Source organism: Paramicrobacterium chengjingii, from assembly GCF_011751765.2.
GTDB lineage: Bacteria > Actinomycetota > Actinomycetes > Actinomycetales > Microbacteriaceae > Paramicrobacterium > Paramicrobacterium chengjingii.
Genome location: NZ_CP061169.1, coordinates 834,906 through 851,048, shown reverse-complemented (window position 1 = coordinate 851,048; position 16,143 = coordinate 834,906). Strand labels below are relative to the sequence as shown.

The 16,143-nt window shown below is 63.9% G+C and carries 14 protein-coding genes; 8 read left to right on the top strand and 6 right to left on the bottom strand.

Annotated elements, in window-relative coordinates:
* Nucleotides 1–83 precede the first annotated feature (83 nt).
* From HCR76_RS04175 to nagA, 7 genes are all read left to right on the top strand, one after another.
* The gene (locus HCR76_RS04175) at nt 84–1,145 is read left to right on the top strand and encodes a YncE family protein (RefSeq protein ID WP_167131192.1); all 1,062 of its coding nucleotides are present in this window, start codon (nt 84–86) and stop codon (nt 1,143–1,145) included.
* A 208-nt stretch (nt 1,146–1,353) separates the two neighbouring features.
* On the top strand, nt 1,354–2,244 hold the full coding sequence (locus HCR76_RS04170) for an SIS domain-containing protein (RefSeq protein ID WP_166988488.1): 891 nt from the start codon (nt 1,354–1,356) through the stop codon (nt 2,242–2,244).
* Entirely contained in the window at nt 2,241–3,176 is a 936-nt protein-coding gene (locus HCR76_RS04165; protein WP_166988486.1) for an ROK family protein, read from the top strand. The genes HCR76_RS04170 and HCR76_RS04165 overlap by 4 nt, the downstream gene beginning before the upstream one ends.
* Nucleotides 3,173–4,093 carry a 1-phosphofructokinase family hexose kinase gene (locus HCR76_RS04160; protein ID WP_166988484.1) on the top strand — a complete coding sequence of 307 codons (921 nt, stop codon included), beginning with the start codon at nt 3,173–3,175 and terminating at the stop codon, nt 4,091–4,093. The genes HCR76_RS04165 and HCR76_RS04160 overlap by 4 nt, the downstream gene beginning before the upstream one ends.
* Nucleotides 4,090–4,944, top strand: coding sequence for a class II fructose-bisphosphate aldolase (locus tag HCR76_RS04155; protein ID WP_166988482.1), 855 nt, complete (start codon nt 4,090–4,092; stop codon nt 4,942–4,944). The genes HCR76_RS04160 and HCR76_RS04155 overlap by 4 nt, the downstream gene beginning before the upstream one ends.
* On the top strand, nt 4,941–5,729 hold the full coding sequence (locus tag HCR76_RS04150) for a DeoR/GlpR family DNA-binding transcription regulator (protein WP_166988480.1): 789 nt from the start codon (nt 4,941–4,943) through the stop codon (nt 5,727–5,729). The genes HCR76_RS04155 and HCR76_RS04150 overlap by 4 nt, the downstream gene beginning before the upstream one ends.
* Entirely contained in the window at nt 5,726–6,883 is a 1,158-nt protein-coding gene (gene nagA, locus HCR76_RS04145; RefSeq protein WP_166988478.1) for an N-acetylglucosamine-6-phosphate deacetylase, read from the top strand. Before HCR76_RS04150 ends, nagA begins: the two co-directional genes overlap by 4 nt.
* 492 nt (nt 6,884–7,375) lie before the next feature.
* On the opposite strand, the gene mnhG is transcribed toward nagA, so the two are convergent.
* Genes mnhG through HCR76_RS04115 form a run of 6 tightly spaced genes read right to left on the bottom strand, consistent with a single transcriptional unit; the run spans nt 7,376 to nt 13,547 of the window.
* Complete coding sequence (gene mnhG / locus HCR76_RS04140) at nt 7,376–7,744, bottom strand: monovalent cation/H(+) antiporter subunit G (protein WP_166988477.1); 369 nt, start codon at nt 7,742–7,744, stop codon at nt 7,376–7,378.
* Complete coding sequence (locus HCR76_RS04135; protein ID WP_166990231.1) at nt 7,741–8,004, bottom strand: MrpF/PhaF family protein; 264 nt, start codon at nt 8,002–8,004, stop codon at nt 7,741–7,743. The genes mnhG and HCR76_RS04135 overlap by 4 nt, the downstream gene beginning before the upstream one ends.
* A 5-nt stretch (nt 8,005–8,009) precedes the next feature.
* Nucleotides 8,010–8,612 carry a Na+/H+ antiporter subunit E gene (locus HCR76_RS04130; RefSeq protein WP_166988475.1) on the bottom strand — a complete coding sequence of 201 codons (603 nt, stop codon included), beginning with the start codon at nt 8,610–8,612 and terminating at the stop codon, nt 8,010–8,012.
* Nucleotides 8,609–10,174, bottom strand: a complete 1,566-nt coding sequence (locus HCR76_RS04125; RefSeq protein WP_235933950.1) for a Na+/H+ antiporter subunit D — start codon at nt 10,172–10,174, stop codon at nt 8,609–8,611. The genes HCR76_RS04130 and HCR76_RS04125 overlap by 4 nt, the downstream gene beginning before the upstream one ends.
* Nucleotides 10,171–10,650, bottom strand: a complete 480-nt coding sequence (locus HCR76_RS04120) for an NADH-quinone oxidoreductase subunit K (protein WP_166988474.1) — start codon at nt 10,648–10,650, stop codon at nt 10,171–10,173. The genes HCR76_RS04125 and HCR76_RS04120 overlap by 4 nt, the downstream gene beginning before the upstream one ends.
* Nucleotides 10,647–13,547 carry a Na+/H+ antiporter subunit A gene (locus HCR76_RS04115; protein WP_166988472.1) on the bottom strand — a complete coding sequence of 967 codons (2,901 nt, stop codon included), beginning with the start codon at nt 13,545–13,547 and terminating at the stop codon, nt 10,647–10,649. Before HCR76_RS04115 ends, HCR76_RS04120 begins: the two co-directional genes overlap by 4 nt.
* A gap of 512 nt (nt 13,548–14,059) precedes the next feature.
* Between HCR76_RS04115 and HCR76_RS04110 the strand changes: the two genes are divergently transcribed.
* The gene (locus HCR76_RS04110) at nt 14,060–16,117 is read left to right on the top strand and encodes a sigma-70 family RNA polymerase sigma factor (protein WP_166988471.1); all 2,058 of its coding nucleotides are present in this window, start codon (nt 14,060–14,062) and stop codon (nt 16,115–16,117) included.
* Nucleotides 16,118–16,143 lie beyond the last annotated feature (26 nt).

Genomic DNA, 16,143 nt, shown 5'->3' with positions numbered 1-16,143 from the left:
TAGCAACAGAATCTGTATGTGACCGGCGAGAATGGTTACCCGTCGTTCAGCCGACGCGCAATCGGCCAGCCAAGACTGGAACCGTGAAAAATAAAATCAAATCCCTCAGCATAGCCTCCGTCTTCGCCGCCATGCTCGCCACCTCGGCGTGTTCCAGCCCCGCGATGTCCGCCGAGGATACGCCCACGGCCCCCGATGGGAGTTTCGGAGCGTATGGCACCGAGAAAAAGGCCGCCGAGCCGTTCGACGGGGATATCCACAACAACACCATGGCCGTCAGCCCCGACGAGAGTACCGCCGTGGTGTCCAACTCGGAGTCCGGCAGGGTCGAGATCGTCGATCTGGAGTCTCAGTCGGTAACCGCGGAGCTCTCCGACTATGTCACCCCTCGAAACATCGTGTTCTCCCCCGACGGTGACAGTTTCTACATCTCTGACAGCACGCTCGGGGTCGTCGACCAGGTGTCGCTCAGCACTCACGACGTCGAGGATCGATTCCCGCTCGGCGCCGGGGCGTTCGGAACGGCGCTCAACGAGGCGGGCGACACGTTGTACGTCAACAATCAGGCGACGGGAACAGTCACCGTTGTCGATCTCGACGACCAGCAGGCAGCATCAATCATTCCCGGATTTGCGCAGCCTCGACAAGGAGTTGTGCTTTCAGACGATGAATCGACGCTGTACGTCACCAACTTCAAGGGCGACAGAGTCACAGCCGTGAACACGCAGGACAACACCATCAGCCATCAGATCGAGGGCTTCAACATGGTGCGAGCGGTGAGCGTGAACAGCGATGGCACCCGGTTGTACGCCGCGAACAGTGGAGAGAACACGATATCCGTCGTCGACACTGCCACAAGCGAGACAATCAAACGCATCGCCGTGGGCGAGAAACCCTATGGCGCCGCCCTCTCACCTGACGACTCCATACTGCTCACCGGCGACCTCGAATCGAACACCGTCACCGTCGTCGACACCGCAACCAACACCGTGACGGCGACGATAGAGGGATTCACAGGACCTCGACAGGCGATCACGTACTCCGACGACTCGTCGACGGCGTGGGTGCTGAACGAAGATCTCACCGTCAGCGAAGTCGATCTTACGGACAACACCATCACCGGCACATCCAGCCCGGCAGAGTAAGCGGGCGTCGTCGCGGTGGCGGACGCTGTTCGCCACCGCGACGTGAGCGTGGAACAGGCAGAGCGCGTCAGCGGCACCAAAGACAAACCCGTTCTGGGCTGGCCCGGCTGCTGGCAGACTAGACTGCGCGTCGAGGATGAGATTTGATCGATACTGATTGAAGTTACTGTGCAATAATCATCTTCACGCACAATTGAGAGGATGCGATATGCCTGACGCCGGTGCCTTCATGGCCCAAGAACTCGCCAGCCAACCCGAGATGTGGTCGCGAGCGATCACGCAGAAGGACGACCTGGCAAAACTGCCCACAGCAGGACAACGCATCGCCGTCGTCGGGTGTGGAACCTCATGGTTTATGGCACAGTCCTACGCAGCGCTGCGCGAAACAGCGGGTCTCGGCATCACCGACGCCTTTGCCGCGAGCGAAGCTTTTGTCGACCGCGACTACGACGCCATCATCGCTTTGACGCGCTCGGGAACAACGACCGAAGTGCTCGAGCTTCTGCAGTACGTGGGCGATCGCGCGCGTACCGTCGCCATCATCGGTGACACCGAGACGCCCATTGTCGACATGGTCAACGACGTCATCGCTTTCCCGTACGCCGACGAGAAGTCGGTTGTGCAGACGCGCTTTGCCACGACGGCGCTCACATTCCTTCGCCAGTCGACCGGTGCCGACGTGACGGCTCAGATCGCCGATGCCGAGAAGATTCTCACCGAAGAGCTTCCCGCAGGGCTCATCGACGCCGAGCAGTTCTCATTTCTCGGCCGCGGCTGGACGACGGGCCTTGCCCACGAGGCAGCACTGAAGATGCGCGAGGCCTCGCAGTCGTGGACCGAGTCATATTCGGCAATGGAGTACCGTCACGGACCGATCTCCATCGCCGCACCCGGTCGCGTGAGTTGGATGTTCGGCGACGCGCCCTCAGGTCTCGCCGACAGCGTCGCCGCAGCCGGTGCCCACTTCGAGAACGCGAGCGTCGACCCCGTCGCCGATCTGGTGCGTGCCCAACGTGTTGCACTGCAGCGCGCACTGAACGCCGGGCTCGACCCCGACTCCCCACGCAACCTCACGCGCTCGGTGGTACTCGACGCATGACGTCGCTGCTTGGCCCCGGGGCTCCCGTGCTGGCGTTCGATGTGGGCGGCACCGATTTGAAGTCCGCCCTCGTCGCCGCAAACGGCGAGCTTCTCGGGGTGCAGCGCACACCGACGCCGGTGCTCGCTGAGCACACGGAGACGGCAGTGCTCGAGACGATCGCCCGACTGGGCGAGGCGCTGCGCGAGCAGCATCCAGCTGTCGTCCCTGAAGCGGTCGGACTCATCGCACCGGGCGTCGTCGATGACGAACGCGGCATCGGCCTGTTCGCCGAAAATCTCAATTGGCACGACGTGCCGTTCAGAGAGCTCACTGAGCGGGCGTTCGGACTGCCCGCCTCATTCACGCACGACGTCCGCGCCGCCGGTGAAGCGGAGTATCGCCTCGGCCCGGCGTCCCGGTACCGCAACGCGCTCGTCGTCACTATCGGTACGGGCATCGCCGCCGCGATCTTCATCGACGGCAAACCCTACGGAGGCGAGGGCTACGCTGGCGAGCTCGGGCACTCGGTGATCGCGCCGGGCGGCGAGCCGTGTGCGTGTGGCGGTCGTGGTTGCCTCGAAGCGATCGCGTCAGCCGCGGCAATCACCCGGCGCTACAACAAGCTCACATCCGCGCCCGTCCCCGGAGCACGCGAGGTGCTCGAGCGGGCACGAGCAGGCGATGCGGATGCCGAGGCAATCTGGATCACGGCGCTCGACGCGCTGGGACTCGGCCTATCGCACGCGACGGCACTGCTCGCCCCCGAGGTGATCGTGCTCGGAGGAGGACTCGCGCAGGCCGGCGATGCGCTGTTCGGCCCGGTGCGCGAACGCCTGTACTCGCACCTCACCTTCCATCGGCGCCCCGAGCTGATGCACGCGAGCATCGGGCAGGACGCCGGCCTTGTGGGAGCGGCGATGCGCGCACGAACGGTTCTGGAGACGCCATGATCATCACGGTCACACCCAATCCCGCGCTCGATTCGACGATCACGCTCGATCGACTGACACCCGGAGCGACTCACCGTGTCGCCCCCGCGGAGCTTCGTGCGGGCGGCAAGGGCGTGAACGTTGCTCGCGTGCTCTGCGAACAGGGTGAGCATGCCGTCGCCATCGCTCCAGTGAGCGCGACGGAGTCCGCGTTCAGCGCCGATCTGCACGATGTGCCGCACTCGCTTGTCGGCACGCCGTGGCCGCTGAGGCGTTCGACGGCAATCGTCGAGACCTCGAGCGGCGTCACGACCATCCTCAACGAGTCGGGAAACCCGCAGCCGCTCACGGTGTGGACAGAGCTGCACGATGTCGTCACGTCGCGGCTTCCCCACGCACGATGCCTCGTGGTGTCGGGAAGCTGCCCACCCGAGGCACCCGAGACGCTGACGGCAGAGCTCATCGCCGAAGCGCGCAATGCCGGCACAGCGACGATCGCCGACGCGACGGGGGTGCAGCTGATCGAAGCGGCACGCGCGGGCGCACAGCTGCTGAAGCCCAATCGCGACGAGTTGCGCGACACGACGGGCGAAACCGAGCCCGTCGCGGGCGCGCGGGCGCTGCAGCACCTGGGCGCCGGAACCATCGTCGTGTCGCTCGGTGAAGACGGCATGCTCGCGGTGCCGAGCGACGACGCTCCCATTCGCCACGCGCGTCTCGACCGTGTTCTGCAGGGAAATCCGACGGGGGCAGGAGACGCCGCCGTCGCCTCTCTCGCAGCGCATCTCGCCGAGGGCGAGGTCGACGTCGATACGCTGCTGCGCCGTGCCGTCGCTTGGTCGGCGGCCGCCGTGCTCATGCCGCTTGCCGGCAGCATCCATCACTCTCATTCCGATCTTGCCCGTGACGTGACGATCAGCACCCTGGAGAAACCATGACCCTCACCCCGACGCGCAGCATCATCGACGATGCCGTACACTCACGCACCGGAGTCGCCGCGTTCAACGTGATCCACCTCGAGACGGCCGAGGGACTCGTCGCAGCCGCTGAACGATCGCAGCTGCCCGTCATTCTGCAGATCTCGCAGAACTGCGTCAGCTATCACGGTGCTCTCGCTCCGGTCGCGCGCGCCTGCCTCGCCCTCGCCGAGCAGTCGAGCGCGAGCGTCGCGCTGCACCTCGACCATGCCGAGAGCGAAGCTCTCACCCGTGAGGCAGTCGATCTGGGGTTCGGATCGGTGATGTACGACGGTGCGAAGCTGCCCTACGGCGAGAACGTCGCGGCAACCGCTCGCACCGTCGAGTACGCACACGCCACCGGAGTGTTCGTTGAGGCCGAGCTCGGCGAGGTCGGAGGAAAAGACGGCGCCCACGCGCCGGGTGTTCGCACCGACCCAGCCGAGGCGGTGAGCTTTGTCACCGAAACCGGTGTCGATGCCCTCGCTGTCGCCGTCGGCTCATCGCACGCCATGACCGAGCGAGTCGCCGCTCTCGATCTGGACCTCATCACTCGCCTGCACGCCGCCCTCGATGTTCCTCTCGTGCTGCATGGTTCCTCGGGCGTCGCCGACGACGTACTCACGCTCGCCGTACGCTCGGGCATGACGAAGATCAACGTGTCAACGCACCTCAACGGGGTGTTCACGGGCGCGGTACGCGAGTTTCTCACCGCCAATCCCTTTGTCGTCGACTCGCGCAAGTACCTCGCACCGGCACGCGACGCGCTGTCTGCCGAGGCCGAGCGGCTGCAGCGGCTCTTCGCGCTCTCCCCCGAAAGAGCAACCTCGTGAACCGCTCGGAGCGCCTCATGGCGGTGCTCGACCTACTCGCCGAAAACGGCCAGATCGAGGTGGACGACGTCGTCGAAGCCCTCGAGGTCTCGCCAGCCACGGTGCGACGCGACCTCGACACGCTCGCCGAGCAGAACCTTCTCACTCGCACGCGAGGCGGCGCCGTCGGGCACTCCGTCTCGTACGATCTTCCTCTGCGGTACAAGCGTGGGCAGCGCGCCGATGAGAAGGCCGCAATCGCGCGCGCCGCAAGCGAACTCGTGCGACCCGGCTCTGTCGTCGGGCTGTGCGGCGGAACAACGTCGACTGCCGTGGCGAGCGAGCTTGCCGCGCGCGGCGACCTGCACGACTCGCAGGGCGACGCCGGGCTCACCGTCGTCACAAACGCCATCAACATCGCCTCTCAACTTGCGCTACGCCCGCACATCAAGGTCGTCGTGTCTGGCGGTGTTGTACACGCGCGCTCCTATGAGCTCACCGGGCCCTACGCCGACGAGATGCTCAGCAAGCTCAGCATCGACATCGCATTCATCGGCGTCAACGGAATCGACGTCGAGCAAGGCGCGACAGTGCACGACGAAGGCGAAGCGCGCGTCAACCAGCTCATGGCCGAGCGCGCGAAGCGATCGGCGATCGTGGCAGACTCTCAAAAGATCGGTCGCCGGGCATTTGCTTCGGTCGCGCCGCTCGACGCCTTCGACATGCTGATTACCGATGCCGGAGCAGACAACGACGCAATCGCCGCGTTCACCGAGCGCGGCATCGACGTGAGGATCGCCGAATGACAGTCATCATTCACTCAGCACGACTGGTCACCGACGGCACGGTCACCGATGATGCGTGGGTTCAGATGACGGATGCTGTCGTGACAGCGACCGGCACCGGCGACGCGTGGCGCGAACGCGCGGCTGGCGCTGAGATCGTCGACGCGGCAGGCGATTGGCTGACTCCCGGCTTCATCGACATCCACGGGCACGGCGGAGGCGCCGCCGCGTACGATGACGGTGCCGACGCGATTGCGACGGCGGTGGCTGTGCACAGGGCTCATGGAACGACACGTTCCGTGCTGTCGCTCGTGACAGCATCCATTGACGATCTTGCGCAGCGGGCACGCGTGATCGCCGATCTGACGGCATCCGACCCGCTAATTCTGGGCTCGCACCTTGAGGGTCCGTTTCTCGATGTGGGGCGCAAGGGTGCGCACACGGCAGAGCTGCTCATCGCCCCGACGCCGCCTGATATCGAGACGCTGCTTGCGGCCACCAACGGAACCCTGCGGCAGATTACTCTCGCGCCAGAGCTCGACGGAGGGCTCGAGGCCGTGCGCGCTTTCGTCGATGCGGGCGCGCGCGTTGCGGTTGGGCACACGTCTGCCGACTACGACGAGACCAACGCCGCATTCGACGCGGGCGCAACGCTTCTCACACACGCTTTCAACGCCATGAACGGCATCCACCACCGCGCGCCGGGCCCTGTCATCGCTGCGCTGAGCCGCGACGACGTCACTCTCGAGGTCATCAACGATGGCACTCACGTGCACCCCGATGTCGTGCGGATGCTGTGTGGCCAGGCTCCGGGGCGGGTCGCTCTGATCACCGACGCGATGGCTGCAGCGGGCGCCGCTGATGGCGCATACACACTGGGCGGCCTCGACGTGATGGTGAGGTCTGGCGTTGCGCGACTCGATGACGGCAGTGCAACGGGCGGCTCGATCGCCGGATCGACGCTGCTGCTCGACGAGGCTCTGCGTCGAGCGGTCACCGATGTGCGCCTGCCGATGGAACAGGCTGTGGATGCTGTCACGGGCGCTCCCGCCCGCGCACTCGGCCTCGATGCAACGCTCGGCAGTCTGCGCCCAGGCTTCGCGGCAGATGCCGTGCTGCTTGGCGCGGAGTTCGACGTGCGCGGAGTGTGGGCCGAGGGTCGGCAACTGCGTTAGCAGCATCCTGGCGGTGGCACCGTTCACGCATTCGGAGACACGCTCGCGTCACCGGTGTGTCGAACGGCGACACGCCGCATCCGGGCTCAGACTTCCGAATCCTTGATCAATCGTCGCAGGGCGAGCTCCTGGCCGCTATATCGCCACGATCTTGACATCGTGTCCAACCAAGCGAGCGAGGCGCGCATCTCGCGTGATCAACACAGATTCCAGAGCGTCGACCAGTGCAACGTATGCGGCATCGTGAGTCGAGACTTTGTCTCGCAGGTCGAGTGCGCGTCGCCGAAACTCGTCAAAGAATGACCACCGCTCAATGGGGAGGTCGTCAAGGTTCGTGAGTATGTCGCCTGCGCGGGCTGCCGATGTACACGTGTTTCGGAGATCTGGCCTGCACGATGACCGGCAACCTCGGAATCACGCGGGTCACTGCTGACCAGGCTCGCCAATCTCCGACACAGGTGTCAGTCAACGTGTACAGCAGCGCCGACCGCGCTACGTCTCGGTCTCCTGGCTGCGCTCCGCCTGTTCGATGCGCGTCGCGAGATCGTCGCGGATCAGCGATTCCCTGTGCACGCTGCCCGCACGGTACCCCGATCTCCCCACCATGTGCGCGGAGATCGGCGCGGTGATCCCCTGAAAGAAAACGATCGCTATCGCGAGAGTGATCGTCACAACGGCGGGCGTGTTGAGCGAGATGTCTACCATCATGACGATGAGGCCCAGAATCTGTGGCTTCGTCGCGGCGTGCAGCCTCGAGAGCACGTCGGGCATGCGCAGCAGGCCGACGCCGGCCGCGAGGCACATCACCGCTGCGACAAGCACAAGAACTATCGTGATCCAGTCACGCACATCACCGCTCATGTGTCATCCCTCCGCCCCATAAACCTCGCAACGCTCACCGAACCGACAAACGCGAACGCCGCGAGAACCAGCAGAAGAGGAAGCGTCGTCGTGTGATGGTTGATCGCCATCTCGGCCCCGAGCCCGCACATCACTGTGACCAGCAGTACATCGCTCGCGACGACGCGGTCGAGCAGCGTCGGTCCGGTGATCAGCCGATAGAGTGCAGCCAGCGCGCCAGCGGTGAACAAGACGATGGCGATTCCGATGAGAGTATTCATGACTGTCACGTCGCCTCACCTCCGCGATCGATGGTGACGGATGCCGCAGCACCCGCACGAACTCGCTCGACATCGGCCTTCGTGCCCAACGCGAGGGCGATGCGCTTCTCTGTGCGCAACACCTCGCCTTCGAACTTCTCAACCTCGGCCAGCGTGCGCACGTTGATGACGTGCACGTAGAGAATGGAGTCTTCGCGGTCGACGTCGAGCACGATCGAACCCGGAACGATGGAGATCGCCTCGGCAGTCCAGGTCATGATCAGGTCCGAGCGTGTTCGCAGCGGGATCGCCGTGATGGCATTCGACGGCACGTATCGTGGCTTCAGCACGAGCCACGCGATGTCGATTGACGCGTGTGCGATGTCGTACAGCAGGCGGGCGAAGAAGACGACTGTGTACCAGGGGTTCACCCGGATGCTCATGTCGACGGCAGGCAGATAGAACACGATCGAAACGGCGAGGGAGAGCAACACTCCGGTGATGAGCGAAAGCCAGGTGAACTGCCCCCACAGCAGCATCCAGATCACCACGAGCCCGATGCTCAGAATGATGAGTCCGCCGGCAGACGACGTCTCTTCCGGGGGTTTCACCTCTGGTGCGTCGCTCATCGCTCCCCCTCCCCGAAGACAGCGCTCACGTAGTTGTCCGGGTTGCTGAGATTCTCGGCTGCCCGGTCTGTGTAGCCGAACAGCGGCCCGGCCAGCAGGGTGAGGGCGACGGTCACCGCCACGAGACCGGTGGTCGCTCCGAGCATGAGCTTCGAGATGCTCTTCGTCATGACAGAGCCGGAGTCGTCGGGGCTCTCGCGCAGCGATGCGAGCAGAGGCGACGAATACCCGGTCACCTCGTTGCGGCTGCGCCAGAAACCCATGTTCCACACGCGCACGAGGGCGTACAGGGTGAGCAGCGACGTTGCGGCCCCCGCGCCGACCAGCACGTAAATGAGCCAATCCGCCTGCTCGAGCCCGGCCTGGAACAAGCTCACCTTGCCGAGGAAGCCCGAGAACGGGGGGATGCCGCCCAGGTTCATGGCGCCGATAAAGAACAGCACGGCTACCATGGGCGACGCCTTCAGCACTCCCCCAAGCCTCGAAATCGACGTTGAACCGCCTACGCGCTCCACAAGGCCGGCCGCAAGAAACAGCGTCGTCTGCACGGCAATGTGATGCACGATGTAGTAGATCGTCGCCGAGAGCGCGTGCACGCCGCCGATCGCGATGCCGAAGATCATGTACCCGATGTGGCTCACGAGCGTGAACGACAGCAGCCTCTTGATGTCGGCCTGCGCGAGCGCACCAAGAATGCCGATGAGCAGCGTGAAGAACGCAACGACCATCAGCGGCACACGCAGCGGAACATCGACGAACAGCACGTTGTCTGTGCGGATGATCGCGTAGACGCCCACCTTCGTCAGCAGACCGGCGAACACAGCTGTGACGGGCGCGGGGGCTGTCGGGTACGAATCTGGCAGCCAGAACGACAGCGGAAACACTGCGGCTTTGATGCAAAACGCCATCAGCAGCGCCACACAGAGGATCATCTGAATGTCCATCGGCAGATCCCGGATGCGCTCGGAGATGAGGGCGATGGTCACCGTTCCCGTCGCGCCGTAGATCAGCGCGATCGCGGCGAGGAAGATGATCGACGAGACGAGGCTCACGACGATATACGTCACGCCCGCCCGGATTCGCGCGCCCGTTCCTCCGAGGGTGAGCAGCACGTAGCTTGCCGAGAGAAGCATCTCGAATGCGACGTAGAGATTGAAGAGGTCGCCGGCGACGAAGGCATCGAACACTCCGGCCGCAAGCACGAGGTACGTGGGGTGGAAGATCGAGACCGGGGTCTCTTCATCGTTCTGGTCTGCGATGCCCTGGCCGATCGAGAAGATGAGCACCCCGAGAAGCATGAGCGCCGAGATCAGCAGCATGATCGCCGAGAGGCGGTCGGCGACGAGCACGATTCCCCAGGGAGCTTCCCACCCTCCAACGTGCACAACTGCCGTGCCGTTCGTGTCGATGTCGAACATGAGCGCGAGACTCAGCAATGTGACCAGCACGAGACTTGCCGTGCTGACGATCACCTGCAGTCGTGAGCGACGGCCCAGCGCAAGCGTGACCGCCGCGCCAAGCAGCGGAATGGCGACGACGAGAGGAAGGAGGGAGTCGATCATCTGTCCTTCTTCTTCGTGTCTGGCGTGTCGTCGACGTGTTCATCGCTGGCGTCGAGAATGTCCTGGATCGCCTGGTCATCGACGTCGACGGCGTCGAACGTGGCGTCCGTGCTCTCCTCGGTGTCTGTCGCGTGATCGTCGGGAACCGTGTCTCCGCGATCACCGAGTCGGGCCAGCCACCACGAGCGGTAGATGAGCGCGAGCAAAAACGCGGTGATGCCGAAGTTGATCACGATCGCCGTGAGCATGAGCACCTGTGGAAGCGGATCGACCATGGGAGCATCCGCTGTGGTGGACCCATCGACGATGGGCGCTGAACCGCTCGGCCCGCTCATGATGAAGATGAGAATGTTTGTGGCATTGCCCACGAGCAGAAATCCGATGAGCACACGCGTCAGGCTCCGCTCGAGCATCACATAGACACCTGCCGCGTACATCACCGCCATGACGATGACGAGGGTGAGGGATGCTGTCATGCCGCACCTCCTCGTGTGCCGACGGTGACCTCGGCGTCGTCGAGCTGGCGATCGACCTCGCCGCCGAGGCTGCGCAGAATGTCGAGAATGAGACCGACGACGACGAGGTAGACGCCGATGTCGAAGATAGTGGATGTGCCGATGGACAGATGCCCGAGAACCGCGACGTCGGTTTCGAGGTATGCGGAGGTGAGCGCGTCGGCACCGAAGAAAAGCGAGCCGACAGCCGAACCGACGGCAAGCAGGATGCCGGTGCCGAGAATCTTGCCCGCGTCAACGGTGACGGCTTCCGCGAGCTCGAAGCGGCCCCCGGCGAGGTAGCGCGCAATGAGGGCGAGTCCGGCGAGCAGCCCTCCGGCAAAGCCCCCGCCCGGCTCATTATGCCCGACGAAGAGGAGGTAGATCGACACGATGATGGCGGGGTGGAACAGCAGTCGAACGACGACTTCGAGCAGGATCGATCGGTGGTGTAGCGACAGCGTTCGGCCGGCGAAGATCCATGTGTGCCGAGTCTCGCTGTCTCCGTGCGCGGGTGCGAGCGGGTCGTGTACAACGTGACGACGGCGCGACGATCGGCGCATGGCACGAGCGCCGTCGAGACGCGGCATCGCGCCCATGCGCCCGGACACGAAGAGCAGACTCGCAATCCCGGTCGCCACGACGACGAGCACTGAGATCTCCCCCATGGTGTCCCACGCGCGAATATCGACGAGCATCACGTTCACGATGTTGCGTCCGTGTCCTTCGTTCACGGCGAGGTCGGGCAGCTGCGCAGAGATGCTTTCTGCCTGGCGCGCGGCAAGAGCGACAATGCCTACGACGCCCATCGTCACACCGACGAGACCGCCGATCAGCATTCGACGTTTCTTCTGCTCTGGTTTGTTGTGCTGCGCGATCTTCACCGGAAGCCGTCGGAGCACCAGCACGAAGATCACAATCGTCGCCATTTCGACGAGCCCCTGAGTGATCGCAAGATCCGGCGCCCCGTGAAGTGCGAACAAAGCAACGAGCCCATACCCGGTGATGCCGACGAGCAGCACGGCCGTCATGCGCTTCTCGACGACGGCCGCCATGATCGCGGCAATGACCATGACGAGCCCGATGACCGCCTGCGCTGGGTAATCGAAGAACCGAATGCCGTCGGGCCAGGTGTCGTTCATCGACAGCGTGAACACCATGCCGGCGACGAACACCACGAGAATCGTTGAGAGGTACTGCGAGAGCCCGCCACGCTGGGCGAAGATCGTGCTTCGCGCAGCCAGCCGGTCGACGGCGCTGACGATCGACCAGTATCCGCGCGACGTCTCGATCCAGTCGGGCACCATGTCTTGAATGCGAGCGACGAGCGTGCGCACGGCGAACAGCGCGAGACCGATGGCGAGCACCCCTGCCGAAATCGCGAGCGCCGGCTGCAGCCCGTGCCAGAGCGCGAGGTAAGCGTGGCCGCCATCAGCAAAACTCTCCGCGTAAACGCCCAGTGGGGCGCCAAGCACTCCTGGCACCACACCGAGCACAACAGTTCCGAGCGTGAGCAGAATTGGCGAGACGAGCAGTCCGTTGCCCTCCATGCGCAGCGGCGTCGGCTCGCAATTCTCTCGGCGAGCAAACGCTCCCCAGAAGAATCGTGCCGTGTAAGCAACAGTCAGAATCGAGCCGACCGCTGTTCCAATGAGAGCAACCCAGCCCCAGGAACTGCCCGCAAGACCCGCGTCGAAAAACGCAGTGAATACTGCTTCTTTCGCGATGAATCCGAAAAGCGGTGGAACGCCCGCCATGGAAAGGCACGCGATGGCCGAGACGATCATGAGTACGGGCGCTCGGCGCCCGATACCCGACAGCTTGCGCCAGTCTCGTGTGCCCGTGCGCTGGTCGATGATGCCGACGACGAGAAACAGCGTTGCCTTATAGAGAGCGTGGGCGAGAAGAAGGACAACGGCGGCCAGCCCGGCGTCGTGCGTTCCGAAGCCAGCAATCACCATCAGGAATCCGAGTTGGCTGACCGTGCCATAGGCAAGCACGAGCTTGAGGTCGTACTGCCGCAGAGATCTCCACGCACCGACAAGCATTGCCGCCAGCCCTAGAACGATGAGCGTCGGCATCCACCCCGGAGAGTCCGCGTAGCCTGGCGCGAATCGTGCGACGAGGTAGATACCCGCCTTCACCATCGCCGCGGCGTGCAGGTATGCGCTCACGGGCGTTGGTGCGGCCATTGCTGCGGGGAGCCAGAAGTGAAAAGGAACGATGGCGGATTTCGACAGCGCACCAATCAAGATCAGAATGACAGCTGTCGCGACAGCCGCGCCGCCTGGCGGATGCGCCACCATCGCGGCGATCGATGTGCTTCCCGACGCAACAATCATCATCACCACGCCGATCAGCATGATGAGCCCGCCGAACGTGGTGACGAGAAGCGCCTGCAGCGCAGCGCCGCGGGACTCCTTACGCCCCGTGTAATGACCGATCAGCAGGTACGACAGGATGCTGGTGATCTCCCAGAACATGAACATTACGACGATGTCGTCGCTGATCACGAGTCCGTACATCGTGCCGGCAAAGGCCAGCATGATGGCGGCAAATCGCCCGAGGCCTGGCTCATCGGCGCGAAAATAGTGGGCGCAGTACACCAGAACGAGCGTTCCGACGCCGGTGACGACGAGCGAGAGAAGCCAGGCGAGAGCGTCCACGCGAAACGACAGTTCAATGCCCAGTGAGGGAATCCACGGGTACGCCTCGAGCGCTTCATCCCCGGCAATGATCATCGGTGTCTGCGTCAGCGTCACCACGAATGCCGAGAGCGGAACCAGCGCGATGACGAAGAATACCCGGGTAGAAAGCCAGCGGGTGAGTTTTGGCGTGACAATTGACAGCACCAAGAATGCAGTCAACAGCACAGCCATGCGCGTCTCCGAAATGTCGGGGGCGATTTCTCCTTATTCTATAGAGTTCGCTCCGGCCACTCCTGTGAAAAACGACGCTCACGGCGAAGATTCCCGATATGGAATATCTTCGAAGCCCGCGTGGTTAAAGTGATGTTCCGCCCAGTGCGACGGAGCGCGGCTACCCCCATTTGGTACCGCGCCCCGCCGCATCCGACCTCGCTGGCGTGCTCCCGAAGTCGGACCCCGGTGGGGTTCGGGTCTCCCACCAGGTATCCGTTGTGCTCGCTAGGCGAGACACCCGGGCCACCGCTAGGGACGATGGCGTCCATTGAGCTGTTCCGAAGAGCAACTGCAATGTCCTTCACACTGAGAGATGACGAACGACGCAGATTATGACGCGACTTTCCACATTCTTTTTGTGGCTTTTCTCACCGCATTCGTCGAGAATGGCCGACGGCGTCATAATTTGACGTCGTCGACATCTCTTAAATAGCCACCATTCACAATCGACCCGAGGAGCAGCCGGCCTAATGTCTCGCGCCCAGGCAAGCGACGCGTCTGACGCGAACCTGCTTGCCCGCACCCGCGACGGCGACGAGTCGGCGTATGCGGAGCTGTGGCATCGACATTCAGCGGCCGGCTTGACCGTTGCGCGCTCGATTACCTCGAGTCTCGACCACGACGACCTCGTGCAGGAGTCGTTTGTGCGCGTCTTCACGGCGGTACGTAAGGGCGGGGGGCCGAAGGGTGCGTTTCGACCGTACCTCTTCACCACCCTGCGCAATACGGCGGCTGAGTGGGGACGCAAGAAGCGCGAGACATCACTTGACACTCTTGAGTCGTTCGAAGATCCGTCAACGACCGACGCTGCGACTGAGGCTGCTCTCGACCGCGGGTTGACGGCGACGGCATACCGCAGTCTGCCCACCCGATGGCAGGAAGTGCTCTGGTACTCCGAAGTCGAACAGATGACACCGGCCGAGATCGGCCCGCTGCTCGGAATGAAGGCAAACAGTGTCGCCGCGCTCACCTATCGGGCGCGAGAGGGACTGCGTCAAGCGTGGATTCAGGCGCACATTAATTCCGTAGCTGAGGGATCAGAGTGCCGCTGGACCCTCGAGCGCATGGGCTCGTATGCGCGCTCTGCGCTGGGAAAGCGCGACACAATGCGGTTTGACAACCATCTCGACGAGTGCGCCAAGTGCACCATCGTCGTCGCTGAGGCGAAGGCCGTCGGCTCACGCATCGCTCTTGTGCTTCTGCCGTTGACGATCGGGGCGACGGGGGCCAGCGCGTATCTGGCCTGGTTGCAGTCCGGTCAGACCGCGGCAGTCATGGCCATGCCAGTGGGCGTTGCTGCAGGTGTCGGCGCACCCGCGGCGGCCGGTGCAGGCGCAGCGGCAGCTGGTGGAAGCGGCAGTGCGGGGAGCGGCGGAGGCGGCGCGGGAGCGGGCTCGTCAGCATCCGGGCTTTCTGGCGGAGCCATCGCTGTGGGCGGCACCGTTGTCGCCGGTGTGCTGGCAGCGGCGGTTGCTGCCGCGGTGATCTTCATTCCCGCGCTTCTCCCGGGCAACGAGACGAATCCCACATCGCCGCCGCAGGCTGCATCCCAGCCGCCGGCGATCGATGACCCAGACGAGGATGCCGCGCCGAACGACGATGCACCCGAGGATGCTCCGCCCGCAGACGAGCCGCCAGCCGAGGATTACTCTCCGGTCGTTCCGCCAGAGGATGACCCGCCGGCTGACAACCCGCCGGTGAACGAACCTCCTGCAGATGACCCAGACGAGAGCACCCCGCCAAACGAGGGCGATAACGAGACGATCGCACCGGATGCGCCGCCCGCGGCACCGACAGACATCTCCGTCACTCCAAGCAGCGGCGGCTCCGACCCTGCGATATCCGGAATAGCCACACCCGGGAGCACGATAGAGGCGACCGCGGAGCCGGCGGACACAGCATCGACGTCATCGACAGGGTCATCAACTCAGTCGTTGGGCACCGCACCGTCGACGACATCAAGTGTTTCCCCGAGTTCAGTGCCAGCAAACCTCGCTTCACCTTTCACCGCGGCTGAACCGAGCGCGTCTACCTTGACGTTCACAACGGAGGCAGACGGTAACGGAAAGTGGCTGCTGACGCTTGATGGCCTCGAGCCCGTCGAGTACTCAGTCACGGTTACGGCGAGCATCAATGGCCGCACCTCGGCTCCGTCTGCTCCCGCAACGGTCTCGGGCCCTCGCGATCCCCTGGCCATAACCGGCGTCGACGCAGATTGGGTTGACGATGACCAGTGCAGGAGGGACCAGCGGCATGAGCGCTGTTTGAAGTTCGATTCAGTAGCCGTCAATGCTCCCGAGGGAACCAACATCACGATCGAGATCGCCGTGCCTGGTGGCGACACGATCACTGTGAGCGGTGAAGTCAGCGAGGGTGCACTTGCGTTCACCGAGGGTGTGTTCATCTATCTCGGGCTGAAGTCCTGGTATGGCACAACGATCACCGTGACCGACACGGCTGGTGACGGGAGCACATGCGTCGACCTGAGAGATTGGGTCCCTTGGTGGGATTGGCCGAAGAGCTCCTGACGGCCGGACGTTCGTCGGTCAAAATG

Coding starts and splice junctions, on each gene's coding strand:
- HCR76_RS04115 (WP_166988472.1), bottom strand. CDS start 13,547: ATGGCTGTGCTGTTGACTGCATTCTTGGTGCTGTCAATTGTCACGCCA.
- HCR76_RS04135 (WP_166990231.1), bottom strand. CDS start 8,004: ATGAATACTCTCATCGGAATCGCCATCGTCTTGTTCACCGCTGGCGCG.
- HCR76_RS04120 (WP_166988474.1), bottom strand. CDS start 10,650: ATGACAGCATCCCTCACCCTCGTCATCGTCATGGCGGTGATGTACGCG.
- HCR76_RS04165 (WP_166988486.1), top strand. CDS start 2,241: ATGACGTCGCTGCTTGGCCCCGGGGCTCCCGTGCTGGCGTTCGATGTG.
- HCR76_RS04170 (WP_166988488.1), top strand. CDS start 1,354: ATGCCTGACGCCGGTGCCTTCATGGCCCAAGAACTCGCCAGCCAACCC.
- mnhG (WP_166988477.1), bottom strand. CDS start 7,744: ATGAGCGGTGATGTGCGTGACTGGATCACGATAGTTCTTGTGCTTGTC.
- HCR76_RS04110 (WP_166988471.1), top strand. CDS start 14,060: ATGTCTCGCGCCCAGGCAAGCGACGCGTCTGACGCGAACCTGCTTGCC.
- HCR76_RS04130 (WP_166988475.1), bottom strand. CDS start 8,612: ATGAGCGACGCACCAGAGGTGAAACCCCCGGAAGAGACGTCGTCTGCC.
- nagA (WP_166988478.1), top strand. CDS start 5,726: ATGACAGTCATCATTCACTCAGCACGACTGGTCACCGACGGCACGGTC.
- HCR76_RS04155 (WP_166988482.1), top strand. CDS start 4,090: ATGACCCTCACCCCGACGCGCAGCATCATCGACGATGCCGTACACTCA.
- HCR76_RS04160 (WP_166988484.1), top strand. CDS start 3,173: ATGATCATCACGGTCACACCCAATCCCGCGCTCGATTCGACGATCACG.
- HCR76_RS04125 (WP_235933950.1), bottom strand. CDS start 10,174: ATGATCGACTCCCTCCTTCCTCTCGTCGTCGCCATTCCGCTGCTTGGC.